Genomic DNA, 24,953 nt, shown 5'->3' with positions numbered 1-24,953 from the left:
CCATGCTATCGCCATGCTGGCGGTGGGGCCAGCCAAGGATCAGCGCAGGGCCTACCCGCCTCTCGTCATTTGGTCGATAGGGCCGCTCGCGGTCCGATGCTCGACTTTACATGTGGAATGAATTTCCACAAGCTAATTGAAGCCGTGTCGTCCTGGCGCAACGGTTTTTCTCAACATTGGTGCGATGCCGGATGGCGTCGAGCCAGCATGTCCCGGGAGAATGTCTCATGAGTCAACGCATTAGGCGTCATCGCCTGCAGGTAGCGGCCGAGCTGGACCGCTTCATCAGCGAACGGGCCCTGCCCGGCACCGGTGTCGAGCCGGAGGCGTTCTGGTCCGGCGTCGACGCCCTCTTTCATGATCTGACGCCACGCAACCGCGAATTGCTGAGCGAGCGCGAGCGTCTGCAAGGTGAGCTGGATGCCTGGCATCGCGAGCACCCCGGGCCGGTGCGCGACATAGAAGCCTACCGGGCCTTTCTCGAGTCGATCGGCTATCGCGTCAAGGCACCGGTGAGGGTCGAAGTCACCACCACAAGCGTGGATCGCGAGATCGCGGTGCAGGCCGGGCCGCAGCTGGTGGTGCCCGTCAACAACGCCCGCTATGCACTGAATGCCGCCAATGCGCGCTGGGGCAGTCTCTATGATGCCCTCTATGGCACCGACAGCATTCCCGACACGGATGGCGCCGAGCGCGGCCCTGACTTCAATTCCCGGCGTGCCGAGAAGGTGGTTGCCTACGCCAAGGGGGTACTGGACCGCGCCGCGCCGCTGGCCACCGGGTCGCACCGGGAAGCGGTCAAGTATGCCCTGCGCGACGGCCACCTGGTCGTGACCCTCGAGGGTGGCCGCGAGACCGGCCTCAAGCAACCTGGCAAGCTGGTGGGCTTTCAGGGCGCACCGAGCGCCCCGCATGCCGTGCTGCTGGTCAACCACGACCTCCATCTGGAGATCCAGGTGGACGCCGACCATCCCATCGGTCAGACCGACCCGGCGGGCATCAAGGATGTGGTGGTCGAGTCGGCGCTGACCTCGATCATGGACTGCGAGGACTCGGTGGCGGCGGTGGACGCCGAGGACAAGGTGGCGGTCTATGCCAACTGGCTGGGCCTGATGAAGGGCGACCTGGAAGCGTCGCTCGACAAGCAGGGCAAGCCGCATACCCGGCGTCTCAACGCCGATCGTCAGTGGAACACGCCGGACGGCGGTGAGCTCACCCTGCCCGGGCGAGCCCTGATGTTCGTGCGCAATGTGGGGCACCTGATGACCACACCGGCGGTGCTGGATGCCGAGGGCCAGGAGCTGCCCGAGGGCATCCTCGATGCGGTGGTGACCAGCCTGCTGGCTATGCACGACCTGGCCCGGGGCGAGGACCAGCCGCGCAACTCCCGTGAAGGTTCGGTGTATATCGTCAAGCCCAAGATGCATGGGCCGCAGGAAGTCGCCTATACCCGCGAGCTCTTCGAGCGCGTCGAGGACCTGCTGGGCCTGGCGCGCGACACGCTCAAGATGGGCATCATGGATGAGGAGCGACGCACCTCGGTCAATCTCAAGGCCTGTATCGCCGAAGCCAGCTCGCGAGTGGTGTTCATCAATACCGGTTTCCTTGATCGCACCGGCGATGAAATGCACACCGCTATGCAGGCCGGTGCCATGATTCGCAAGGGCGAGATGAAGGGCAGCACCTGGATCGGCGCCTATGAGCGCAGCAATGTTCAGACGGGGCTGGCCTGCGGCCTGCGCGGGCGTGCCCAGATCGGCAAGGGCATGTGGCCCATGCCGGATCGCATGGCGGCCATGCTCGAGCAGAAGGTCGGTCACCCACGAGCCGGGGCTAACACTGCCTGGGTACCGTCACCCACCGCCGCGACCCTGCATGCCCTGCATTACCATCAGGTCAGCGTGGTCGAGGTGCAACGCGAGCTCGAAGCCCAGGGTGAGCCGGACTGCCTGGATGAACTGCTCTGTGTGCCGGTGGCCGAGCAGCCGGAGTGGCGCGAGGACGAGATCCAGCAGGAGCTCGACAACAACTGTCAGGGCATCCTGGGTTATGTGGTGCGCTGGGTTGAGCACGGCGTGGGCTGCTCCAAAGTGCCCGATGTGCATGATGTCGGGCTGATGGAAGACCGCGCGACCCTGCGGATTTCCAGCCAGCATCTGGCCAACTGGCTCTACCAAGGCGTGGTGGATGAGGCGCGCGTTCGCGACACCCTGGCGCGCATGGCTAGGGTTGTCGATGAACAGAATGCCGGCGACCCCGACTACACCCCGATGAGTGCCGATTTCGCGGCCTCGCATGCCTTCCAGGCCGCCTCCGAGTTGATCTTCAAGGGCCGCGAGCAGCCATCCGGTTACACCGAACCGCTGCTGCACCACTGGCGCGCCGTGCACAAGACGTCAGCCAGCTAGCCGCTGTCGGGTAGCCTCTCAGCGGCGGGCGAAAAGCAGACTGCCGGCCAGGCTCAGCCAGCCGGCGATCAACAGTATGCCGCCCAGCGGAGTGATCGGCCCCAGCCAGGCCAGTTCGCTGAGTGCCAGACCATAGAGCGAGCCGCTGAACAGCAGCATGCCCAGGGCCCAAAGCGTCAGTATCAAGCGCTGTCCGGCCAGCGGCCGGGCGGCGCGCCAGGCCAGTACCGCCAGGATCGCCAGGGTGTGCCAGGCCTGATAGCGCACCCCGGTCTGATAGCCTTCGAGCAGCCGGGGTGTCAGTTGCTCGGTCAGACCATGGGCTCCCCAGGCGCCCATCACCACCATCAGGGCGCCGGACAGCGCCGCCATTATCCACCAGAGCCGATCCGCCATGGTCATTTCTCCCGGTTTGACGCGCCTACCGTACCCGGCGTCAGGCTGAGACGCTACAATGGCCCCCCACAAGGCTGACATGTGAAGACGCAAGAGGATGCCATGCAGGTACAACTCAATGGCGAAGCCACACAGCTCAAGGATGATCTCTCGGTGTCGCAGTTGATCGAGCACCTGGGCCTGGCGGACCGCCGTATTGCGGTGGAGGTCAACGAGGCCATTGTGCCGAAGAGTGCGCACGGCCGGACGCACCTCGCGGAGGGCGACCGTGTCGAGGTCGTGCATGCCATCGGCGGAGGCTGACGACCCTCCATCTCACCCAACAGCCACAGGAGTTGTCAGACGCATGACCGATTTCATCCAGGACACGCCGCTCAGGGTCGCCGGGCGTGAGTTTGCCTCGCGCCTGCTGGTGGGCACCGGCAAGTATCGCGATTTCGACGAAGCGGGGGCGGCGATCGGCGCCAGCGGTAGCGAGGTCGTGACCTTTGCGGTGCGTCGCACCAATCTGGGGCAGGATGCCGCGGCGCCCGGGCTGCTCGATGTGGTTTCCCCCGAGCGGTATACCCTGCTGCCCAATACCGCGGGCTGCTTCACCGCCCAGGACGCCGTGCGCACCTGTCGGCTGGCGCGCGAGCTGCTGGATGGCCATAACCTCGTCAAGCTCGAGGTGCTGGGGGACGAGGCGACGCTCTACCCCAATGTCGTCGAGACGCTGTCGGCCGCCGAGACACTGGTCAAGGATGGCTTTGATGTCATGGTCTATACCAGTGACGACCCCATCGTGGCCGCCGAACTGGAGCGCCTGGGCTGTTGCGCGATCATGCCGCTGGGCTCGCTGATCGGTTCCGGCCACGGCATCCAGAACCCCTACAACATCGGCTTGATCATCGAGCAGGCTCAGGTTCCGGTGCTGGTGGACGCCGGTATCGGCACGGCCTCGGAAGCCGCCCAGGCCATGGAGCTGGGCTGCGACGGCGTGCTGATTAACTCCGCCATTGCCCATGCCCGTCAGCCGGTGCTGATGGCCAATGCCATGCGCCATGCCGTTCAGGCCGGTCGCGAGGCCTTCCTGGCAGGGCGCATGCCGCGTCGCCAGCAGGCCGAGGCCTCGTCGCCGATGAGTGGCCGCATCAATGCCTGAGCCGCGCCTTCTGACCGTTATTCCTGAATTCGTGACCCGAGTAGTGAACGCCGCATGAACGATACCGATACCCCCGGCCCGGAATCGGCCGACGCCCCGCTGCACCGCCCCGGCATCAAGAGCTATGTGCTGCGCGCCGGCCGCATGACCACCGCCCAGACCCGTGGGCTCGAGGAGGTCTGGCCGCGCCTGGGCCTGACCCTGGCGGACGGTCCGCTGGACCTGGACGCTGTCTTCGGGCGTCGGGCCCCCCGGGTAGTGGAAGTGGGCTTCGGCATGGGGGCCTCGCTGATCGAACAGGCCGAGGCACATCCGGAGACCGACTATATCGGTATCGAGGTGCATGCCCCGGGCGTCGGCAAGCTGCTCGACGAAGCGGACAAGCGTGGCCTGACCAACCTTCGGGTGTATCGCGAGGACGCCCTGGCGGTGCTGGAGCAGTGTATCCCCGCGGCCAGCCTGACCACCGTGCAACTGTTCTTCCCCGACCCCTGGCCGAAAAAGAAGCATCACAAGCGGCGGATCGTTCAGCCGGCCTTTGTCGAGCTGGTTCGCACGCGTCTCGAGCCGGGCGGCACCCTGCACATGGCCACCGACTGGGAGGCCTACGCCGAGTGGATGGCCGAGGTGATGGCCGAGGCACCGGGATACGCCAATATCGCCGAAGCCGAGACGGCCCCCTATGTGCCCCGCCCGGACTATCGCCCGCTCACCAAGTTCGAGGTCCGCGGGGAGCGTCTTGGGCATGGCGTGTGGGACCTGGTTCACCGCCGTGCCGACGCTTGAGCCTGCCGCGTTCGCGGGTGCTGGCCGGTGTGCCGGGGCGTGAAGCCGGCTGGCGCTGCCAGCGCCCGTTCGGGCTTGCCGTGGCCTCATGGCCGCCCGCGCCGCGTCCGCGCTGACGCCCTGAACGGAGCGCCACGCTGGCGCCGACCAGCCCCAGCAACAGGCCCACGCCCCCCAGTTGGCCGGGCAGTTCGCCGAACATCAGGGCGGTCCAGCCCAGCGTCACGGCGGGTGTCAGCGCCACCAGGCCGGCGCTCTGGGCAACGCCAAAACGCCGCAGGCTCTCGACGAAGCAGCCATAACTGCCGAAGGTTGCCAGCACGATTAGCCAGGCCATGGTCGTCAGGGTCGCGCGGTCGGGGGTCGGTGGTGCCAGAGACTCGCCCATGGCCAGGGCGGCCACCAGAAAGACGCCGGTGGCAGCCGTCAACTGGACGGTCAGGCGTGCCTCGAGCGCCAGGGCCACCTGTTGCCGGGTGGCCAGGGCGCTGCCCAGGGCAACACAGGCCACTGCCAGCAGGGGCAGGCCATACGCCCAGAGAGGCGCACCGCCGACGGTCTGCAGATCATCCAGCACGCTCAGTGCTGCTCCCAGGGTCGCGACCAGCATGCCGATCCATTGCCAGGGCCGGGTGTGCTCGCCCAGCCAGCGGCTGGCCAGGGTGATAGCGGCGAGGGGCTGGAGGGCGCCGATCAGCGCGGCCACTCCTGCACTGACCCCCGCCTCGATGGCCAGCAGCATGGTCAGCAGGTAGCCACCCACCGTCAGGCTGCCGACCAGTGCCTCGTGCCACAGGGCGCGGCGCTCCACGGCCGGTGCGCGGTTTCGGCGTGCGCGCCACCACCACCAGCCGCCGGCCAGCAGAGCGGCCAGCGCGAAGCGCCAGGTATAGAGCGCCATGACCGGTGTATCGATGGCCACCGCCATGCGGCTGCCGACGAAGCCGCTGCTCCAGCACACCACAAAGCCCACCGCCACCGCCAGCGCTCCCATGGCGGGCAGGTAGTGTGTCGGGGCGAAACGGCTTGGACGTACTGTGATGCCGATCATGAGACTGTCTCGCGTCAGGGGGATGGTCGCGACAGTCTGGCTCGACTAAAGTGTTTCGTGAATCGAAACTTATTGGAGAGAGCGTTCAATATGGCTGAAGTCTTGTCGGACTCCCTGGACCTCGAGGCATTGCGCAGTTTCGTCGCGGTGGCCCGGCTGGGCACGCTGGCGGCGGCGGCCCAGGAGCGGCACCGCACCGTCAGCGCCCTGAGCATGCAGATCAAGCGTCTGGAGTCACGCCTCGACACCACCCTGCTGATTCGTGGCGCGCGCGGGGTGACGCCGACCTCCGCGGGCCAGGCACTGCTGGGCGAGGCCCGCGAGCTGCTGCGCCGTCATGATGGGCTGGTGGCGCGGATCAGCGGGCGCGGCCTGAGTGGCCGGATACGCTTCGGCATGCCGGAAGACTACGCCAGTCGCCTGGTGGGGCGCCTGCTGCCGGACTTTCTGGGCCGCCACCCGGATGTGGTGCTGGAAGCCGTGACGGCGCCCAGCGGTCGTCTGACGCGCCTGCTGGAGCGTGGCGAACTGTCGTTGATCGTGGCCCTGGACCGCCCCTACTACCTGAGTGGCGGCGAGGCGCTCTGGCGGACCCGCCCGGTCTGGGCAGGGGCCAGGGATCTGCGAGTGGATACCACGGCCCCCCTTCCGCTGGCCCTGCACCCAGAGGATTGTCCCTATCGTCAGTTGGGCAGCGAGGCCTTGAGCGCCATTGATCGCCCCTGGCACGCTGTTTTCACGAGCACCAGCATTCATGCCCTGGAAACGGCCGTAGAGTCGGGTCTGGCCCTGGGAATTCTGGAGCGTGACCGATTGACGCCGGCCATGCGTGAGCTGGGCGAGGCCGAGGGATTACCTGCCCTGAAGGGCTGCGAGGCACAACTGCATTACGGGCGACATGTCTCGGCGGCGTCCTGGCCGGCCGTGGAGGCCCTGGGCGCCTTGCTCAAGCAGCAGCTGGCCAGAAACGACTGACCCGGCCCATGGCGCGGCGGAGCACGCAGGTGCGCAAGGTGACGAGCGGAAAAAAGAAAGCCGCCCTGGGCGGGCGGCAAAAGACCGTGACTAGCAATGAGGAGGAGAATCCCGGACAAGCCACTGGCAGGTAGCCTGTCTGGGCCATGGCGGCTCATCAACGCCATGTGTGTAGAGTAAATCATTCTCATTTGCCCCGTCAACACAAATGCGAATATTTTTTATTACTTTTTGCCTGTGCGCTCGGTCAGCCCACCAGCCGCAGCCATAGTGGCAACGACACCATGGCCAGCAGGGTCTGGCCGGTGATCAGCGCGGCCATGAGCTCGGCATCGCCGCCGAGCTGGCGGGCCAGGATGTAGGCCGAGGTCGCCGTCGGCAGAGCCGCGAACAGCAGGGTGATATCCCGACTGACCGGGTCCAGCCCGAACAGCAGGCCCAGCGTCAGCACCAGGGCGGGCATCAGCAGCAGCTTGGTGATATTGGCGGCGAGGACGCCGGCATCGAGTCGCAACAGGGCGCGCGTTTTCAGGGCGACCCCCACGGCCACCAGCCCCAGCGGCAGGGCGGCGCGGCCCAGCAGCTCGACGCTCGACTCACTCCAGCCGGGCAGGCCAATGCCGCTGAGGTTCAGGCCGATGCCCAGCAGGCAGGCCAGGATCAAGGGGTTGCGGGTCAGGGCCAGCAGGCTCTGGCGCAAACCACCGCTTCCCAGGGTGCCGGCCGCCATGAAACTGCTCACACAGAGTACATTGACCACCGGCACCAGCAAGGCCACGGCGACGGCGGCCACCGTGGCGCCCGCTTCGCCGTGCAGGGCCGCAGCACCGGCCACGCCCACATAGGTATTGAAGCGCAGAGCCCCCTGGAAGACCGAGGTGAAAGCGGGCGGGCCAAGCCCCAGCCAGCGCTGGATGACCCAGAGTCCGCCGCCGAGCAGCCCCATGGCGCCGAGCAGGGTGAGCGCCACGCGTCCCACCGGCACCTGCTGCATGTCGGCGGTGGCCAGGGTCGCCACGAGCATGGCGGGAAACAGCATAAAGTAGATCAGCCGCTCCATGCGCGGCCAGAAGTCCCCGCCCGGCTGGTCAAGGCGGCCCAGCAGGGCGCCCAGCAGGATCAAGCCAAAGAGTGGCCCCAGGGCTGCGCCAACACCTTGCATGCAATCTCCTCAGGCGCGGCACGGGGTGCCGCGGCGGTTGTGGTCGGGACAGGGTGGCGACCCGGGCCGGCATGGAGGAAACGCCGGTATCACGCTATCTTGCCATTATCGGCCTCATGACTTCACCTTCGCGAAGCAGGCCGGCCTCGGGCCAAATGCGGCAGGAGACTCGGATGCAACAACGTCGCTGGTACATGGTGCCCGTCGGCCTGGTGCTGCTGGCTGGCGCCTGGCTGGCCTTCGACCACTGGCAGCAGGACGACCGGGCGCAGGCTCCACCGCCGGGCGGCCCCATCTCGCTGCCCTCCACCCAGGGCGACTTCACGCTATCCCGGCTGGATGACGATCAGTTGGCGATTCTCTTCTTCGGCTACACCTGGTGCCCCGATGTCTGCCCGATGAGCCTGGCCGTGGTGCGTCAGGTGCGCCAGGGTCTGTCCGAGGAGCAGCGTCAGCGTGTCGTGCCGGTGATGATTTCCGTCGACCCCGAGCGCGATACCCTGGCCCGGCTGGAGACCTATCTGGCGGCCTTCGGCGAGGCCTTCATCGGGGCCAGGGGCAGCCCTGACCAGCTCGAGGCGGTTGCCGAGCGTTACGCGGTGCGCTGGCGGCGGCATGCCCCGACCGGTGCCGAAGCGGGTTATACGGTGGATCACACGGCCTCGCTGTATCTGGTCAACCGCCACGGCGAGATACTCGAGCGTGTGCTGCATTCGCCGACCCCCGGCCCGCTCGAGACGGCCGTGAATCGGACGCTGGAGACGCTATAGATGGCCCATAAAAACGGCCGGCTGAATCAGCCGGCCGTCCAGGAGGTGCGCTGCCGAGCAGGGTTATTCGGCGCTGCTGTCACTCTCGTTGGCATCACCCTCGCTGGCATCATCCTCTTCCGAGGCGCCGTCGGCCGTTTCGCTGTCGTCGGAGGAAGACTCGGCCGGAGTCACATCGAGCAGCTCCACTTCGAAGATCAGCGTCTCGTGAGGACCGATCGGGCCCTGGCCACGGGCGCCGTAGGCCAGCTCGGAGGGAATGACCACTTCCCACTTGTCGCCCACGCTCATCAGCTTCAGGGCTTCCTGCCAGCCTTCGATGACCTGGCCGACCCGGAAGCTCACCGACTCGTCACGCTCGTAGGAGCTGTCGAAGACGGTGCCGTCGATCAGCTTGCCTTCATAGTTGACCTCGACGGTATCGCCGTCGCTCGGCGAAGCGCCGTCACCGGATTCCAGCTCGCGGTATTGCAGGCCGGATTCGGTTTCCGTGACGCCATCCTTCTCGGCGTTCTCTTCCAGGTAGGCCTGGCCTTCGGCCTGGTTGGCCTCGGCACGCTTCTTGGCTTCAGCCGCCTGTTGCTCCTGGGCCTGTTGCTGGAACTGTGTCAGCGTCTCGGCCATCTCTTCATCGCTCAAGGCCAGTTCATCGCCGGCATAGACGTCGCGAATGGCCTGGGTGAAGGCGTCGATATCGAGCTCGTCCACATCCTGCTGGATGCTCTGACCCAGGGTGACGCCGAGGCTGTAGCCCAGACGCTCTTCCTCGGACTCGGGGGCCGCCAGGGTCAGGGGGGCAGTGCTCATCAGAGCGACCAGGGAAGCGGAAGTCAGCAGTGTCTTCATGAAAAACCTTGTGCTCCGGCGCAGGGCGCCAATGGTGTATGAACTTATTGGGACTCTAACAGGACCGGTCGGGTTCCGCCGACATGAAAGACGGCGAAATCCGACCGGGAATGAAACCTGCCAATGGGGGGTTAGACAACCATCACCGGGCAGTGCGAGGAACCTGCCACACGCTGGGCCACACTGCCCAGCAGAAGGCTCTTGTCGCCGTTGGTGCCCTGGGCACCAATGACTACCAGGTCGCATTCGCGCTTGCGGGCGAAGCGCACCAGAGTGCGTGATGGCCGCCCGCCCTTGACGAAGGCTCGGATCTTGTCGCTGGGCACGCCCAGCTCGGTGGCACGCGTCTTGGCATGCACCGCGATTTCCGTGGCGTAGTCCTTGAGGGCGTCGTCCGGAATATCCAGACGGTCCGGGCGGACCATCGACAGCGAGGCTTCCAGCAGGCTGTGGTGCTTGAACACACACAGCACATACAACTCCGCACCGGTCAGCTGCTGCAGCGCCACGGCCTTCTCCAGTGCCTTGACCGCGCCCTTGGAGCCATCCACGGCTACCATGATTCGATTGAACATTGTCACCTTACTCCTTTGATCCGGTCGAGGTGCTTACCTGAAGGCCAGGTCGCGCAGGAACAGGGCGATCTGCGGGAACATGATCAGCAATGCTGCGGCCAGCACCAGCATGAAGATAAAGGGTGGGGTGCCCTTGATCACATCCAGGTAGGGACGCTTGAAGATGGCGATGGCGGTGAAGATATCGCAGCCAAAGGGCGGCGTTGCCGAGCCGATGGCCACCTGCAGCGTGATCAGGATGCCCACCAGCACCGGGTCGAGACCGGTGGCCTCGATGGCCGGCACGAAGACCGGCGTCAGCACCAGGATCACCACGATCGGATCGACGAACATGCAGGCCACGAAGAAGGCGATACAGATGGCGATCAGCACCCCGGTCGGCCCGGCCTCGTTGATCCCCACGGCCTCCAGGATCGCCTGCGGGATCTGGGCAAAGGAGATGATCCACGAGAAGCTGTTGCCCACGGCCACCAGGATGAAGACCACCGCCGTGATCAGGCCGGTGGACTTGGCGATGGCATAGATGTCACCCAGGTGCAGCGAACGGAACACCACGAACTCGAGCAGCACGGCGTAGAGTACACAGGCGGCGGCCGCCTCGGTGGGGCTGAAGATGCCGCCGTAGATGCCGCCGATGATGATGACCGGAAAGCCCAGGGGCCAGAGTGCCGAGCGAACCGCCGTAAAGCGCTCTCCCCAGCTGGACTTGGGCTCGGTGGGCACGCCACGCACCATGGCATAGATCACGCAGTAACAGGCGAACATGGTCAGGATCATAAGGCCCGGGCCGATACCGGCGATGAACAGCTCGCCGATGGAGGTACCGGAGACGATCCCGTAGATGATCATGCCGATACTCGGCGGAATCAGGAAAGCGATGTCACTGGAGTTGATGATCAGCGCCAGGCTGAACGAATCCGAATAGCCGGCCTTGAGCATGCGCGGGCGCAAGGGCGAGCCCACGGCGACCACGGTGGCCTGGGTGGAGCCGGAGACGGCGCCGAACAGGGTGCAGGAGGCGGCGGTACTGACGGCCAGTCCGCCCTTGATGTGGCCGATGAAGGCCATGACCATGTTGATCAGCCGGTTGGCCGACTGACCCCGGGTCATGATGTCGGCGGCCAGAATGAACATGGGCACGGCAATCAGGGAGGCGGGTCGAATCCCGGCCATCAGCTGCTGGATCAGCGTCTCCATCTGCCCCAGCCCACCGAACATCATGAAAAAGCCGATGATCGCTGCGGTGGCCAGCGGGATCATCATGGGAAAGCCCAGCAGCAGCAGGGCGATCATGGTCGTAACCATTATTGTCGTCATCGTGTATTCCCCCGGGGCGATGCGCCCTGCGTCAGACTTCCGTTTCCGTATCCTTGTACCCGTCCACCACCGAGGTCGACAGATAGACATCACGCGACGTCAGGTTCTTGATGGCGGTGAACAGATATTGAATACCGGTGATCACGAAGCCAAACGGCACCCAGACATAGATGATGAAGATCGGGAACCCCATGGCCGGCAGGATGCGGCCCTTGTCGTACAGGTCGAGCACATAGAGCAACGAGTAGTAGGCCAGGAAAAACATCACGCCGGACGTGAACAGCGCGATCGCCACCATCAGGGCGCGCCGCCCGCCTACCGGCAGGGCATCATAGATCGCCGACATACGGATGTGGCGGCCGTGTCGTGCCGCATAGCCGATACCCGCGAAGGTGATCATTATGATTAGGATGCGGTTGACCTCGCCGGTGAAGAACAGGCTCTCGCCGAGGGCAAAGCGTCCGACGACATTGGCGATGGTATTGGTGGCCATCAGCAACACGCCGGTGGCCAGGATGACCGCTTCCAGCTTGCTGATCAGCGTGTCGATGGTGCCCAGGATCCCGGGTAGCCCGGATTTGTAGTGCTTTTCGGCTTGTTCTTCGTCGGTCATGGCCGCGCTCCCCTAAGCAGACACATGGCGAATTGATGACAACCCTGATGACATCCTAGTGTCAGTGGCGGGCATGACGGTCAACGTTGGGTGAACGCTGGCCCCGGCCGGAGGGTTGGAAACACTTCGGGGGCAGCATGGCTGCCCCCGAATGGTGCGGGTCAGGTGGGGAATCAGCCTTCCTGGCTTTCTTCCATGGCCTCTTCCTCGGAGGCTTGCGCTTCCTCGGAATCCGCGTCACCCGACATTTCCTCGTCAGAGCCGCCGTCCTGCACGGCCTCGAGGTCGGCTTTGAACTGGTTGAGCAGCTCCTGGCCCTGTTCGCCGGTCATCTCGATAAACTTCTCTTCGACCTGCGGAGCGCGCTCCTTGAAGGCCGCAATCTGTTCGTCGTCGAGACGCGTCACGGTGACTTCATCGGAGGCTTCCTGGATCTTCGCGAGGGATTCCTCGGACAGGCCCTGAATGTGCTCGATGGTGTGATCATAGGCCGCGTCTGCTGCGTCCTGCACCAGCTGCTGGTCTTCCTCGGACAAGCCTTCGTAGAAGTCCTGGTTGGCCATCATGGCGGTGGTGAACCAGCCATGGCTGGTGAAAGTCAGGTGCGGTGAGACTTCATACAGGCCGCCGGACTCGATCCAGAAGATCGGATTTTCTTGGCCGTCGATGATGCCGGTCTGCAGGCCGCCATAGACTTCACCCCAGGGCAGCGGTGTCGGGGTCGCACCGAAGGCATCATAGGTCTCGGCCAGCAGCGGGTTGGTCATGGTCCGGATCTTCTTGTTGTCGAAGTCTTCCGGTGAGGTGATCGGCTCGTCGGCCGTCACGACCATTTCGCCTTCCGGGTACATCTTGAGAAGTTCTAGCCCATGCTCGGCATACAGCTTGGGGAACATCTCGTTGATGGCCTTGCTCTCGTCAAAGAACTCGAGAACCGTGTCCATGTCGGTCGGCATCAGGTAGGGGATGAAGAAGATCTGTGCCGAAGGAATCAGTGCGCCGGTGAAGCCGGGCGACTGGTTGACGAACTGCAGGATGCCATTCTGGGTCTGCTCCATGATGTCATCGGATTCACCCAGCTCGCCGAAGCGATAAACCTGAACGCTGTGGTCGGAATTATCCTCGACATAACCCTTGAAAGCCTGAGCAAAGACATCCTGTACGTCGCCTTCGTATTCCTCGTGGGCATAGCGCCAGTTATCGGAGTAGGCGGCGGTGGACATGCCGAGCATCAGGGCGCCGATGCTCGCGGTAGTCAGCAGCTTTTGTGCCTTCATTCTTGTGATTCCTCTGCAGGTTTTGCCGGAAAATCAGTCACTCATCGACCGGCGAAAATACGAAAACGCCATTCGCATGCGGTTTGCGCAGGTGTTTTCAGGCTAGCGCGGGGGTCAGGGAGGGTCAAGCTGGCTTTCCAGCGTGGCGAGGGCAAAAAGATGTGATTTTTTCTGAAGTTGGACACCATAAGGCACAACTTTTTCGAGGGGCGGGCGAGGCAGGGAATACTGATAAAGCGTGATGACACCATCCAGTGTGGCGTTTTCCAGGCGCTGCAGGCATTCCTGTTCGGCATCCTGCTCGGCCTGCTTGATGCGTTGACGCAGCGTCGATACGCTCGGCCGCGTCCTGGCCTCGGCCTTGAGGTCGCGGCGAATCCGGCGCAAGGGCGTGATGATCGTGCCCTGCCAGTCGCGCAGCGCCGCCGGGACTGCTCCGGCGTGCAGTGCATGGCGGTACAGCCAGCAGCGCCACAACAGCTCGGTGACCTCGAGGCCGGCGTCATCCTGCAGCGTCAGGCAGGCCGCCTCGACGCCATGCCCGGCATAGAGGCCGAGGGCGAAATCCCAGAGGGGGTCCAGGGCGAGCTGTGCCCGCAAAGCGGCGGATAATTCGGTAGAATCGTCGCTCATGACAAGGTGGCCGCTCAGCAGCGGCGATCTCACGCAGCACAATGGAGTTGGCATGATCTCACTGCGCCAGGTATCCCTGCAACGCGGCTCCCAGAGCCTGCTCGAGGCCGCCGATCTGACCCTGCATGCGGGCCACAAGGTAGGCATCGTCGGTGCCAACGGCACCGGCAAGTCGAGCCTTTTCAAGCTGCTGCTGGGGGAGCTTGCGCCGGAGCGCGGCGAGCTGGAGATGAGCGGGGGGCAGCGCATCGCTCACATGGCCCAGGAAGTCGAGGCGCTCGAGCGCAGCATCCTCGACTATGTGCTGGATGGCGATCAGGCCCTGCGCGAGGCCGAAGCCGCCCTGGCCTCGGCCCAGGCGTATGGTCAGGCCCACCGGGAGGCCGAGCTGCACGGCACCATCGAGTCGCTGAACGGCTACAGCGCCCCGGCGCGGGCCGCCCAGTTGCTGGTCGGGCTGGGCTTCGGCCAGGAGGATCTGGCCCGCCCGCTGGCGTCCTTTTCGGGGGGCTGGCGCATGCGGGTCAACCTGGCTCGTACACTCTTCACGCCCTCGGATGTGCTGCTGCTCGATGAGCCCACCAACCACCTGGACCTCGACGCCCTCTTGTGGCTGGAGCAATGGCTGACGCGCTATCCCGGCACTCTGCTGCTGATCTCCCACGACCGCGACTTTCTCGATGCCGTCTGCGACCACATCGTGCATTTCGAGCGCCGCTCGCTGGTGCTGTATCGCGGCAACTACACCACCTTCGAGCGCACCCGGGCCGAGAAGCTGGCCTTGCAACAGGCCGAAGCCGCCAAACAGCAGGCGCGCAAGGAAGAAATCGAGCGCTTCGTGGCCCGCTTTCGCTACAAGGCCACCAAGGCACGCCAGGCTCAGAGCCGGCTGAAAATGCTGGAGCGCATGGGCGACATTGCCGTGGCGCATGCCGACTCGCCCTTTCATTTCCGCATTCCGTGTTCCGACAAGGTCTCCCAGCCGCTGGTACTGCTGAACGATGCGGCCCTGGGCTATCGACACCGGGACGGCGGAGTGCGCCAGCTCGAGGCGGTCAACCTGGCGCTGCAGCCGGGCCAGCGCATCGGCCTGCTGGGGCCCAACGGGGCCGGCAAGTCGACCCTGATCAAGTCGCTGACCGCCGAGTTGCCACTGCTCGGTGGCGAACGCGTGGAAGGCGAGCACCTGGCCATCGGCTATTTCGCCCAGCACCAGCTTGAGAGTCTGGACCTCTCGGCCACGCCCTTTCTGCATGTGCAGCGTCTCTCGCCCACCGCCGCGGATGCCGAGATCCGACGCTTCCTGGGCGGTTTCGGCTTCCATGGCGACGATGTCTTCGAGGATGTATCACGCTTCTCGGGCGGCGAGAAGGCCCGCCTGGCGCTGGCGCTGGTGGCCTGGCAGCGGCCCAACCTGCTGTTGCTGGATGAGCCGACCAACCACCTCGACCTGGAAATGCGCGAAGCCTTGACCGAGGCGCTGGCCAGCTTCGAGGGCGCGGTGATCGTGGTCTCCCACGACCGCCACCTGCTGCGCGCCACCGTGGACGAGTTCTGGCGGGTCGCCGACCACCGCGTCACGCCCTTCGATGGCGACCTCGATGACTACCGCGCCTGGCTCAAGTCACGCCTCGAGGAGCAGCGTCGCGAAGCCCGCCACGACAAGGCCGAACGCCAGCAGGAAGAGGGCGAGCCCCGGGATGACCGCAAGGCCTCGCGACGTGCCGCCGCCGAACTGCGCGAGAAACTGCGCCCGCTCAAGCGCGAACGCGACCAGGCCGAGCGCGAGATGGAAAAGACCCAGGCCGCCCTCGACAACGTCGAAGCCGAGCTGGGCGACGCCGAGCTCTACACCGACGACGCCCGCAAGGACGAACTCAACACCCAACTCGCCCGCCGCGGCGAACTCGCCACCCGGCTCGAGGAACTCGAGCAGCAATGGCTCAGCGCCGAAGAACGCCTCGAAGCCATGGAAGCGGAACTCAAGGGGTGAGCGGTAAGCTGTAAGCTCTAAGCTGTTAGTTGGAAGAACGCGGCTGGCGCCGCTTTAAGATGGAAGAACGGCGCTTCGCGCCTTGAAGAGGTAAGAAAGCCCTTGACGCCACAAACCCTAGCACCAGCCTGGCCTCTTCCCTCTTCCCTCTTCCCTCTTCCCTCTTCCCTCTTCCCTCTTCCCTCTTCCCTCTTCCCTCTTCCTTCAGGTCTCCAACATCACGGTCACGGGGCCGTCGTTGGTGAGGCTGACCTGCATGTCGGCGCCGTAGCGGCCGGTGGCGGTGTCGGGCCAGGTGGCGCGGGCGCGGTCGGCCAGGTAGTTGAACAGGCGTTCGCCTTCTTCCGGGGTGGCGGCGCTGGAGAAGCCGGGGCGCAGGCCCTTGCGGGTGTCGGCGGCGAGGGTGAACTGCGAGACCAGCAGCAGGCTGCCGCTGGCCTGTTGCAGGTTGAGGTTCATGCGGCCGTCGTCATCGGCGAACACGCGGTAATGCAGCAGCTTGTGCAGTAGCCGGTCGGCCCGGGCTTCGTCGTCGCCGCGCTCGACGCCGATCAGGGCCAGCAGGCCGTGCTCGATGGCGCCGACACGCTGCGCATCGACCTCGACACGGGCATGGCGAACACGTTGAATCAGGGCTTTCATGCGGGCTCCGGCGTTGCGGGTGAATCCAGTCAGGTCAGCGGCCGAGCAGGTCGTCGCGAAAGCCCTCGCCCAGCGGGTTCCGGCCCAGCCAGATACCGAACAGGGCATTGGCCAGCGTGGCTTCGGCCTTGTCATAGAGCGTCTCGCCATTCAGCGCCAGGGTCAGACGCTGGCCATCCCAGCCGAGCACATAACGGTCGCCGGGCTCGACACTGCGGTAGTGGGTGTTGAAGTCATCCAGCGCCGTGGTCAGGGCGCTGAACTCCGCTTCGCTCAACTGATCGCTCAGGGTATCGCGGGTGACCTCGGCGAAGTCGGCCGCCTTGATGGCATGAAAGTAATCCAGCGCCAGGCGCCTTGGCACATCGCTTGACTGAGGCGCCGGCCGCGGGAAGCCCTCGGCCTGATAATAGGCCCCGGCATAGGCATCCCAGACCATGTAGCGGAAGAGGCCATGGCCCAGCAGGGTGTAGCGCTTGCCATCCACCTCGATGGCCTCCTCGAACTTGACGCCCTCGACCTCGACACTCAGAGCGGGCGGCGCGACCAGCATCAGGGTAGCGGCCAGGGCGGCGATCCAACAGCGTTGTGGCTTGAGCACGGTGCCTCCGGGAATCGGGTGACAGGAAGGGGCGTATCAGGGCCGGTCGGTCTACCAGGGCCGACACAACATGATATCGCAATGCGGCTCGGCCAGCAGGCGCTCGGTGATCTGGCTATGGCGGCCCAGCTGGCCGCGGCTGCCCAGTGCCAGCAGATCCGGCGACTGGCGCCGCAGTTGCGTCATCAGTACCTCGAGCGGGTCGCCCTGCTGCATTTCCAGGCTAAGCTCCGGCACCTGATCGAGTTCGGCCATCAACTGCTCGGTTTCCTGCTCCAGGTGGCGTTTCAGGCCCTCGATCTCGCGGTCACGCCAGCGGGCATAGCGAGTGTCCGAGCCGAGTTCGCGCTCGCCGGGAATGTTCCAGGCATGAAGCAGCGTCAGGCGCCCTTCGGGGAAGCGCTTCAGGGTCTGGCGCAGGGTGTGGCGCGAGGTCAGCGAGAAGTCGATGGGCACCAGGATGTCGTGCCATTCGCGGTTGGCCGGCTGGCTGACCGAGAGGACCGGGCAGGGCGCACTGCGCAGTACCCGGGCCAGCGTGGTGCCGTGCACCAGGTCCGGCTGGCCGCGCTTGCGGTGGGCGCCGAGAATGATCATGTCGGCATCGCGTTCGTGGGCCTCGCGGATGATCTCGGCATAGGGCGCGCCGGTCACCGTCTGTATCAGGCTGGCCGGTTCGGCCAGGGCATAGTCCTCGCGGATATCGGTGAGGGTGGCGGCGATATCGGCCACCACGGCTTCCTCCAGGTCATGCAGGACCCGCCTGGGCAGGTAGGGATCGAGCACATGGACGACATCGAGGCGCGCGCCACTCTCATTGGCCAGGCGAATGGCCCGGGCAAAGGCGGCACGGTTCTCGGCGGAGAGGTCGCAGGCGAACAGCAGGGTGCGGGACATGGCACAGCCCTCATGATGCCGGGTGAGACCCTCAGGATGGGCGCCCCCGCCGTCCCGCGCAAGTCGCCCGGCTCACACCAGCAGGTGATTCCGGCCTACCACCAGGCATGGAAGTGATGCACCGGGCCGCGGCCGTGGCCCACCTTCAAGCGATGACTGGCATCCAGCGCCTGGTGCAGCCACTGCTTGGCCTCGCCGATGGCGCTGACGAGGGCTTTATGGCCGGCGTCCTGCGGTAGGTGCGCCAGGTGGGCGGTGATGGCCGAGGACAGCGCGCAGCCGGTGCCGTGCAGGTTATCGGTCTCGATACGCGGCGCCGGAAGCCAGGCGCTGTCGTCGGGAGTGACCAGCAGGTCCGGGCAGGCCTGCCCGCGCAGGTGGCCACCCTTGAGCACCACACAAGGGGCCGCCAGGGCCTGCAGGCGAGGCAGCATGGCCTCCATCGCCTCGGTGCTGGCCGGTATGTCACTGCCCAGCAGCACCGCGGCCTCCGGCAGGTTGGGCGTGATCACATCGGCCAGCGGCACCAGTACCTCGCGCACCGCCGCGATGCCGGCATTGTCCACCAGGATATCGCCGCTCTTGGCGACCATGACCGGGTCGAGCACGATCCAGCGCGGGCGCTGGCGACGCAGGGCCTCGGCGATGGTCTCGGCCACTTCGCGGCTGGCCACCATGCCGATCTTCACGGCATCGATGCGCACATCCTCGAGCAGATTATCGAGTTGCTCGCCGATGGCCGTGGCAGGCACGGGGTGAACCTGCGCCACGCCGCGGGTGTTCTGGGCGATCACCGCGGTGATGACATTGGTGGCGTAGGTACCCAGGGCTGATAAGGTCTTGATATCGCCCTGCAGGCCGGCGCCGCCGGAGGGGTCGGAGCCGGCGATGGTCAAGGTATTGGGAAGCATCTTCGAGGCTGGCATGTCGAGTCGTCTGGCTGCTGTTAAGGGACGCGGAGTCCCTCAGCATACTGCATGCAGACGGGTGACAGCCACGCCGACACAAAGGGGCCACGCAAGCGTGGCCCCGGAGCGAGCGATCATGCCGCAGACGGCATCATTCGCTGCTGCTGGTGGTATCGCCCTGTGGGTTGCGGGCGTTGTAGTAGGCCTGTTCGGAGATGGCGTGGTAGCTCTCCACCTTGTCCTGAAAGGCCCGATAGGACTCGTGGATCTTGCCGGCCATCTCGCTGGACTCGGCCAGCTCGGCGACCACGTCCTCGGAGTGCTTCTTGGCCTCGGCCAGCACATCATCCGGCAGGCGGCGCAGTTCCACGTCGTGCTCGTTGATCAAGGTCTGCAGGGCGTCGTTGTTGCGCGCGGTGTACTCGTCGAGGACATCCTGGTTCACGTCACGCACCGCGGTCTTGAGGATGGCCTGCAGGTCCGCCGGCAGGGAGGTCATGGCCTCTTCGTTGACGATGGCCTCGAACATCACGGTCGGCTCGTGCCAGCCCGGATAGTAGTAATAGTCCGCCGCCTGATGCAGGCCGAAGGCCAGGTCGTTGTAGGGCCCGATCCACTCGGTGGCGTCGATGGCGCCGGACTGCAGGGAGGTGAAGATCTCGCCGCCCGGCATGTTGACGATGGCCACCCCCATGCGATTCATGACCTCGCCGCCAAGCCCCGGCATGCGCATCTTGAGGCCATCGAGGTCGTCGACCGAGTTGATTTCTTCGTTGTACCAGCCGCCCATCTGCACGCCGGAGGCACCGGCCGCCATGACGTCGATGCCGAAGTCGGCATACAGCTCGTTCCACAGCTCCAGGCCACCGCCATAATGCAGCCAGGCGTTCATTTCCTGGGCATTCATGCCGAAGGGCACCGCGGCGAAGAACTGGGCCGCCGGCGCCTTGCCCTTCCAGTAGTAGGAGGCGGAGTGACCCATCTCGGCAGTGCCCTCGGATACGGCATCGAAGACCTCGAAGCCGGGCACGAGCTGGCCGGCGCCGAAGACCTCGATCTGCAGCCGGCCGTCGGACATCTCCTCGACCAGCTTGGCGAGGCGCTCGGGCCCCTGGCCGACCCCGGGGAAGTTCTTCGGCCAGGAGGTGACCAGCTTCCACTCGAAGGTATCCTGGGCCTGGGTGGCGCCGGCCGCCAGCGTCATGCTGACGCCAGCCATGGCCATGACAAGTGCTTTGGGTTGCATAGCAGATTCCCCTGTTGGTGTTGTTCGTTGTGCGCAATGGCCCATGAGGGGCCGGAGGTTGACGTGGCAGGGCCTGGTGCCCCGGACATTGCGGTCATCTGTCAGGGGCACTATAGCCTGATCGGGTGGCAGGGCGGCCATACCACTTTCGGCGCGATGCCTCGGCCGCCCGAGGCAGTTGCATCAGAACTGGTCGGGCAGCCAGGTCGCCAGTTCCGGGAAGAACGCCAGGGCCACCAGCATGCCCAGCTGCAGCACGATGAACGGCAGCACCCCGCGATAGATCGACGAAGTGGCCACGGAGTCCGGCGCAACGCCGCGCAGATAGAAGAGCGCGAAGCCGAAGGGCGGCGTCAGGAAGGACGTCTGCAGGTTGATGGCGATCATGATGCCCAGCCAGACCGGGTCCAGCCCCATGGCCAGCAGGATCGGTCCGACGATGGGCACCACCACGAAGGTGATCTCGATGAAGTCGAGGATGAAGCCCAGCAGGAAGATCACCAGCATGACCACCAGGGTGGCGCCGACCACACCGCCCGGCATGCTCTCGAACAGATGGGTGACCAGTTCCTCGCCGCCATAGGCCCGGAAGACCAGCGAGAACAGCGCCGCGCCTATCAGGATCATGAAGACCATGGTGGTCACGTTGGTGGTCGAGCGCACCGCCTCGCGCAGGGTCGGCAGATCCAGGCGGCGATAGGCCAGGGCCAGCACCAGGGCGCCGAAGGCCCCCACCGCGGAGGCCTCGGTCGGCGTGGCAAAGCCGCCGAGAATCGAGCCCAGCACCACCACAATCAGCACAATGGGCGGCACCAGGCCCTTGAGCAGCAGCCAGCCCAGCCCGCCCTGGTGGCCCAGTTCGGCCATCAGTTCCTGGCGGTCGGCGGCCGGCGCGGCACTGGGCTTGAGCCAGGCAACGGTGGCGACATAGAGGATATACAGCACCACCAGGATCAGTCCGGGCACCAGGGCGCCCATGAACAGGTCGCCCACCGAGACTGTCTTGGGGCTGAAAATGCCCATGGAGAGCTGCGCCTGCTGATAGGCTGAGGACAACACATCCCCCAACAGCACCAGCGCAATGGAGGGCGGGATGATCTGGCCAAGGGTGCCGGTGGCGCAGATGGTGCCGGTGGCCAGCGACGGGCTGTACTGGCGCTTGAGCATGGTCGGCAGCGACATCAGGCCCATGGTCACCACGGTGGCACCGACGATGCCGGTCGAGGCGGCCAGCAGCATGCCGACCAGGGTCACCGAGATACCCAGACCGCCGCGTAGGGAGCCGAACAGCAGCGCCATGGCATCCAGCAGGGTTTCCGCGACCTTCGATTTCTCCAGCAGCACGCCCATCAGCACGAACAGCGGTACCGCCAGCAGGGTCTGGTTGGTCATGATGCCGTACAGACGGTTGGGCAGGGCGGACAGGTAGCCGCCATCAAAGTTGGCATCGATGCCCATGGCCTCCAGACCCAGCCCCAGGCCGGCAAAGGCCAGGGCCGTGCCGGCCAGCGAGAGGGCGACGGGATAGCCGAACATCAGCACGGTGCAGATCACCGCGAACAGCACCAGTGGCATGAACTCCAACATCACAGATGCTCCTCGTGCTGCTCGGGGGGCTCGGCATCGGGGTTGATGCGCCCCGTCAGGATCAATACATTGCGCCCGGCCTCGACCAGGCCCTGCAGGATCATCAGGCCGGCGAAGGCCGGGATCAGCGTCTTCAGCAGGAAGACCCCGGGAATTCCCCCCGAATCCGGCGAGCCCTCGAATATCGCCCAGGACTTGCCGACATATCCCAGGCTGACCAGGATCACGAAGACCATCACCGGCATCAGCAGCAGCAAGGTGCCCAGCAGGTCGACCCACGCCTTGCCCCTGGCCGACATGCCGCGATAGAAGATATCAACACGCACATGGCCGTCATGGCGCAGCGTGTAGCTAGCCGCCAGCATGAAAACGGTGGCGTGCAGGTACATCACCGATTCCTGCATGGGGATGCTGTTGATGCTGAAGGCATAGCGCAGCACCACGATCAGGAACTGGATCAGCATCATGGCCAGGATCAGCCAGGAAAGGCCTCGCCCCAGCCATTCGGAAAGACCATCCAGCCGGGCGAGCAGGCCCGGCAACTCGCGGGTATGTGACATGAGCTTCTCGCTGGGCAGTCAGGGGTGCCGCCACGGCACGGGCGGATGCAATTACCGGAACTATACGGAAAAGGCGGGGTGCTGTCAGGCGCATGGCGCCGACATTGGTATGAGGTCCATTGGCATTGAGTCCGGCAGGTCGCCCTAGGCCGAACGTGCCAGCAGTGTATCCCGGCAGGCCTCCGGCAGGCGCACGTCGATAGCCACCGGCAGGTGGTCGGAGAACAGGTGCTCCAGCACCTCGACGTGATCCGCTGCCAGCGAGTCGGAAAGCAGGATGTGATCCAGGGCCCGGCGCGGTTGCCAGGAAGGGTAGCTCAGTGGCGGGCGCACGGGGTGCAACGGAAGGGAGTCGCGAAACCGCCGATGCGCATGCAACTGATCCGGCGTGCAGTTGAGATCGCCCATGACCACCACATGTCGCAAGGGCTGCACCAGCTCGCTGAGATAGTCGAGCTGGCGAACCCGCGCCCGGTGGCTGAGGGCCAGGTGGGCGACGAACAGGTGCAGGGCATCCGGGCCATCGCCGAAGCACGCGTGGATGGCACCGCGGCCGGGCATGGGGCCCGGCAGCGGGTGCTCCTCGATACGCTTTGGGGACAGGCGCGACAGCAACCCATTACTGTGTTGGGCCAGGTGCCCCAGGTTGCGATTGAGCTGCTGGTAGTGGTGGGCAAAGCCCGCCTGGTGAGCCAGATACTCCACCTGATTGACCCGGCCCGAACGGAAACTACCGCCGTCGGCCTCCTGGAGCCCGACGACATCGAAGCGACTCAGTACCTCGCTGATCATGTCCAGCCGCTTGAGCCGGCGCGGGTGCGGCAGAAAATGCTGCCAGCCACGCGTCAGGTAATGATGGTAGGCCGAGGTCTGGATGCCGACCTGCAGATTGAAGGTCAGCAGCTTGAGGTGGCCAGCCTCCAGGGTCGGCCAGCCCGCCGCGGCAAGAGAAGCGGTCATGGTTATTCCGCTTGCTCCGCACGCACCTTATCGACCAGCGCCTCGGCGATCTTCGGCATGTTGTCGAGGCTGCCGGCCAGGCTCGAGGTGACCAGGTAACGGCCATCGACGACCAGCGCCGGGACGCCCATCAGCTGCATGTTGCGCATCCGCGCATGCGCCTGGTTGACCTGGCTCTTCACGCCAAAGGAATCCAGTGCCTTCAGGGCCTCGTCCTGGCTGACGCCATAGCCGCTGAAGAAGTCGGCAATGGCTTCGGGCTCGGTGAGCTGGCGACCTTCCTCATGAATAGCTGTGAAGAAGTCGCTGTGGAGCTCTTCCTGAATGCCCAGCTCCTGGGCCGCATAGAACGCCATGGCATGCTGGTTCCAGGCGCCGCCCATGGTGGCTGGCATGCGCTCGAAGACCACATCCTCGGGCAGCTCTTCGACCCACGCATTGAGGGGCTCTTCCAGGTCATAGCAATGCGGGCAGCCGTACCAGAAGGCCTCGGTAACGGCGATCTGGCTGTCCTCGACATGGGTCTTGACCGGCTCTTCGAGCACCTTGTAGTCCTGGCCTTCCTCGATCGTGGCGGCAGCGGCCATGGTCGACATGCCGAGGCCGGCCAGGGCAATCATCAATGACTTGAGCATGGGGCGGATCTCTCTTTGCATTCGGTGGATGGCACGACTCTGCCATCATGAGGGCATGGTTGGCGAGCGTACAGAGCCCTTGGATGGCAGGGAGGCTGCTGGGTTCCCCGGCAACCGTCAGGCGAGCCTTCAGCCGGGCTGGAGCACCAGCGCCGCGTACAAATTCGCCGGGAGCGAATTTGAACCGTCTTTAGACGGGCCCGTAGGGTAGCCGCCACGGATGGCGGCTATAGCGAAGCGATTTGCATGCGTAGGCATTTCGCAGTGTTTCCTCAGGGGGTGTTTACACAAGTCACGAGCGCCCTCATTTGTAAGCGTCCTCTCAATGCAGCCCCAGCAGATAATTGGCTAAGGCCTGCATATCTTCCTCGCTAAGCTTGGCGGCGATATCGCGCATGATGCCGTTGGGATCATTGTCGCGACTGCCCTCAGCAAAGGCCTGCAGGGTGGCAATGGTGTACTCGGGATGCTGACCCGCCACGGCCGGATAGGCGGCGCTGCCGATACCAGCTCCGGTGGGCGTGTGGCAGGCACTGCAGGCGGGAATGCGCTCATCCAGATCGCCGGCGCGGAACAGCGTGCGGCCGCGCTCCACCAGCGTCTCGTCCGGGTCGGCCTGGCCCAACGGGGGTGGCTGATCGGCGTAAAAAGCGGCAACGTTGCGGATGTCTTGAGCGGAGAAATCATCCAGTTGGCCGGCCATCTGCGCGACCTCGCGTCGGCCGTCGCGGATATCCTTCATCTGCTTGACCAGATAGCTCGCCTGCTGGCCCGCCAGATGCGGAAACATGCCGCTTGGGCTGAGGCCCGTCGAGCCATGGCAGGCGGCACAGGGCTGCGCCTTGGCACGCCCGGCCTCGATGTCCACTTCCGCGGTGGTCTGTGCCACCGCGAGGTTACTGATGGCCAAGAGCGTGACCAGGCTTGCCAATAGCTGTTTCATCGCGAATCCACCAGGCCATTGTCGAGTC

General features: G+C 65.2%; 26 protein-coding genes. 7 read left to right on the top strand and 19 right to left on the bottom strand.

Going from position 1 to position 24,953, the window contains the following annotated elements; translation table 11 throughout:
- Positions 1 to 227: 227 nt before the first annotated feature.
- Positions 228 to 2,408, top strand: coding sequence for a malate synthase G (locus QWY74_RS02935; RefSeq protein WP_264825962.1), 2,181 nt, complete (start codon positions 228 to 230; stop codon positions 2,406 to 2,408).
- Between the two features lie 18 nt (positions 2,409 to 2,426).
- Here QWY74_RS02935 and QWY74_RS02930 read toward each other — a convergent pair whose 3' ends face one another.
- On the bottom strand, positions 2,427 to 2,804 hold the full coding sequence (locus QWY74_RS02930; RefSeq protein WP_264825961.1) for a DUF423 domain-containing protein: 378 nt from the start codon (positions 2,802 to 2,804) through the stop codon (positions 2,427 to 2,429).
- Between the two features lie 102 nt (positions 2,805 to 2,906).
- Between QWY74_RS02930 and thiS the strand changes: the two genes are divergently transcribed.
- The 3 genes from thiS to trmB are packed head-to-tail and all read left to right on the top strand — an operon-like array spanning position 2,907 to position 4,734.
- Positions 2,907 to 3,107: a sulfur carrier protein ThiS gene (gene thiS, locus QWY74_RS02925; RefSeq protein WP_264825960.1), complete on the top strand. Its 201-nt coding sequence runs from the start codon at positions 2,907 to 2,909 to the stop codon at positions 3,105 to 3,107.
- A gap of 43 nt (positions 3,108 to 3,150) precedes the next feature.
- A complete protein-coding gene (locus QWY74_RS02920) occupies positions 3,151 to 3,948 on the top strand; it encodes a thiazole synthase (protein WP_264825959.1) in 798 nt (265 codons plus the stop codon).
- 54 nt (positions 3,949 to 4,002) lie between these two features.
- The gene (gene trmB / locus QWY74_RS02915) at positions 4,003 to 4,734 is read left to right on the top strand and encodes a tRNA (guanosine(46)-N7)-methyltransferase TrmB (protein WP_290313698.1); all 732 of its coding nucleotides are present in this window, start codon (positions 4,003 to 4,005) and stop codon (positions 4,732 to 4,734) included.
- Here trmB and QWY74_RS02910 read toward each other — a convergent pair.
- Positions 4,658 to 5,785 carry a DMT family transporter gene (locus QWY74_RS02910; protein ID WP_290313697.1) on the bottom strand — a complete coding sequence of 376 codons (1,128 nt, stop codon included), beginning with the start codon at positions 5,783 to 5,785 and terminating at the stop codon, positions 4,658 to 4,660. The genes trmB and QWY74_RS02910 overlap by 77 nt on opposite strands.
- A gap of 90 nt (positions 5,786 to 5,875) precedes the next feature.
- Between QWY74_RS02910 and QWY74_RS02905 the strand changes: the two genes are divergently transcribed.
- Positions 5,876 to 6,760 (top strand): LysR substrate-binding domain-containing protein, encoded by an 885-nt coding sequence (locus QWY74_RS02905; RefSeq protein WP_290313696.1) that lies wholly within the window; start codon positions 5,876 to 5,878, stop codon positions 6,758 to 6,760.
- A gap of 247 nt (positions 6,761 to 7,007) precedes the next feature.
- On the opposite strand, the gene QWY74_RS02900 is transcribed toward QWY74_RS02905, so the two are convergent.
- Positions 7,008 to 7,922 carry an AEC family transporter gene (locus QWY74_RS02900; protein ID WP_264825954.1) on the bottom strand — a complete coding sequence of 305 codons (915 nt, stop codon included), beginning with the start codon at positions 7,920 to 7,922 and terminating at the stop codon, positions 7,008 to 7,010.
- Between the two features lie 173 nt (positions 7,923 to 8,095).
- On the opposite strand from QWY74_RS02900, the gene QWY74_RS02895 reads away from it, so the two are divergent.
- On the top strand, positions 8,096 to 8,692 hold the full coding sequence (locus QWY74_RS02895; RefSeq protein WP_264825953.1) for an SCO family protein: 597 nt from the start codon (positions 8,096 to 8,098) through the stop codon (positions 8,690 to 8,692).
- Positions 8,693 to 8,755: 63 nt separating this feature from the next.
- Here the strand turns inward: QWY74_RS02895 and bamJ are convergent, their stop codons facing one another.
- From bamJ to QWY74_RS02865, 6 genes are all read right to left on the bottom strand, one after another.
- Positions 8,756 to 9,538, bottom strand: coding sequence for a BamJ family beta-barrel-assembly machinery protein (gene bamJ, locus QWY74_RS02890; RefSeq protein WP_290313695.1), 783 nt, complete (start codon positions 9,536 to 9,538; stop codon positions 8,756 to 8,758).
- Positions 9,539 to 9,669: 131 nt separating this feature from the next.
- The gene (locus tag QWY74_RS02885) at positions 9,670 to 10,113 is read right to left on the bottom strand and encodes a universal stress protein (RefSeq protein ID WP_264825951.1); all 444 of its coding nucleotides are present in this window, start codon (positions 10,111 to 10,113) and stop codon (positions 9,670 to 9,672) included.
- A 33-nt stretch (positions 10,114 to 10,146) separates the two neighbouring features.
- Positions 10,147 to 11,430 carry a TRAP transporter large permease gene (locus tag QWY74_RS02880; RefSeq protein ID WP_264825950.1) on the bottom strand — a complete coding sequence of 428 codons (1,284 nt, stop codon included), beginning with the start codon at positions 11,428 to 11,430 and terminating at the stop codon, positions 10,147 to 10,149.
- 31 nt (positions 11,431 to 11,461) lie between these two features.
- On the bottom strand, positions 11,462 to 12,043 hold the full coding sequence (locus QWY74_RS02875) for a TRAP transporter small permease (RefSeq protein ID WP_264825948.1): 582 nt from the start codon (positions 12,041 to 12,043) through the stop codon (positions 11,462 to 11,464).
- Between the two features lie 173 nt (positions 12,044 to 12,216).
- Positions 12,217 to 13,320, bottom strand: coding sequence for a TRAP transporter substrate-binding protein (locus QWY74_RS02870; protein WP_264825947.1), 1,104 nt, complete (start codon positions 13,318 to 13,320; stop codon positions 12,217 to 12,219).
- Positions 13,321 to 13,434: 114 nt separating this feature from the next.
- The gene (locus QWY74_RS02865) at positions 13,435 to 13,953 is read right to left on the bottom strand and encodes a TIGR02444 family protein (protein WP_290313694.1); all 519 of its coding nucleotides are present in this window, start codon (positions 13,951 to 13,953) and stop codon (positions 13,435 to 13,437) included.
- Between the two features lie 52 nt (positions 13,954 to 14,005).
- Between QWY74_RS02865 and QWY74_RS02860 the strand changes: the two genes are divergently transcribed.
- On the top strand, positions 14,006 to 15,946 hold the full coding sequence (locus QWY74_RS02860; protein ID WP_264825945.1) for an ABC-F family ATP-binding cassette domain-containing protein: 1,941 nt from the start codon (positions 14,006 to 14,008) through the stop codon (positions 15,944 to 15,946).
- A gap of 204 nt (positions 15,947 to 16,150) precedes the next feature.
- On the opposite strand, the gene dtd is transcribed toward QWY74_RS02860, so the two are convergent.
- The 10 genes from dtd to QWY74_RS02810 all read right to left on the bottom strand — a co-directional run bounded on the left by dtd (position 16,151) and on the right by QWY74_RS02810 (position 24,925).
- The gene (dtd, locus tag QWY74_RS02855; protein WP_290313693.1) at positions 16,151 to 16,588 is read right to left on the bottom strand and encodes a D-aminoacyl-tRNA deacylase; all 438 of its coding nucleotides are present in this window, start codon (positions 16,586 to 16,588) and stop codon (positions 16,151 to 16,153) included.
- A gap of 34 nt (positions 16,589 to 16,622) precedes the next feature.
- Positions 16,623 to 17,189, bottom strand: a complete 567-nt coding sequence (locus tag QWY74_RS02850) for a chalcone isomerase family protein (protein ID WP_264825942.1) — start codon at positions 17,187 to 17,189, stop codon at positions 16,623 to 16,625.
- 51 nt (positions 17,190 to 17,240) lie between these two features.
- Positions 17,241 to 18,086, bottom strand: coding sequence for a universal stress protein (locus QWY74_RS02845; protein WP_264825941.1), 846 nt, complete (start codon positions 18,084 to 18,086; stop codon positions 17,241 to 17,243).
- A 95-nt stretch (positions 18,087 to 18,181) separates the two neighbouring features.
- Positions 18,182 to 19,012, bottom strand: a complete 831-nt coding sequence (thiD, locus tag QWY74_RS02840; RefSeq protein WP_264825940.1) for a bifunctional hydroxymethylpyrimidine kinase/phosphomethylpyrimidine kinase — start codon at positions 19,010 to 19,012, stop codon at positions 18,182 to 18,184.
- A gap of 133 nt (positions 19,013 to 19,145) precedes the next feature.
- Positions 19,146 to 20,240, bottom strand: a complete 1,095-nt coding sequence (locus QWY74_RS02835; protein WP_264825939.1) for a TRAP transporter substrate-binding protein — start codon at positions 20,238 to 20,240, stop codon at positions 19,146 to 19,148.
- 183 nt (positions 20,241 to 20,423) lie between these two features.
- Positions 20,424 to 21,827 carry a TRAP transporter large permease gene (locus QWY74_RS02830; RefSeq protein ID WP_264825938.1) on the bottom strand — a complete coding sequence of 468 codons (1,404 nt, stop codon included), beginning with the start codon at positions 21,825 to 21,827 and terminating at the stop codon, positions 20,424 to 20,426.
- Complete coding sequence (locus QWY74_RS02825) at positions 21,827 to 22,387, bottom strand: TRAP transporter small permease subunit (RefSeq protein WP_264825937.1); 561 nt, start codon at positions 22,385 to 22,387, stop codon at positions 21,827 to 21,829. The genes QWY74_RS02830 and QWY74_RS02825 overlap by 1 nt, the downstream gene beginning before the upstream one ends.
- Before the next feature lie 144 nt (positions 22,388 to 22,531).
- Complete coding sequence (locus tag QWY74_RS02820) at positions 22,532 to 23,347, bottom strand: endonuclease/exonuclease/phosphatase family protein (RefSeq protein WP_264825936.1); 816 nt, start codon at positions 23,345 to 23,347, stop codon at positions 22,532 to 22,534.
- A 2-nt stretch (positions 23,348 to 23,349) separates the two neighbouring features.
- The gene (locus QWY74_RS02815) at positions 23,350 to 23,982 is read right to left on the bottom strand and encodes a thiol:disulfide interchange protein DsbA/DsbL (RefSeq protein WP_264825935.1); all 633 of its coding nucleotides are present in this window, start codon (positions 23,980 to 23,982) and stop codon (positions 23,350 to 23,352) included.
- Positions 23,983 to 24,304: 322 nt separating this feature from the next.
- On the bottom strand, positions 24,305 to 24,925 hold the full coding sequence (locus QWY74_RS02810; RefSeq protein WP_264825934.1) for a c-type cytochrome: 621 nt from the start codon (positions 24,923 to 24,925) through the stop codon (positions 24,305 to 24,307).
- Positions 24,926 to 24,953 lie beyond the last annotated feature (28 nt).

It is taken from the genome of Halomonas almeriensis (assembly GCF_030409235.1).
GTDB classification, from domain to species: domain Bacteria; phylum Pseudomonadota; class Gammaproteobacteria; order Pseudomonadales; family Halomonadaceae; genus Halomonas; species Halomonas almeriensis.
This window is presented reverse-complemented; position numbering and strand designations above follow the sequence as displayed.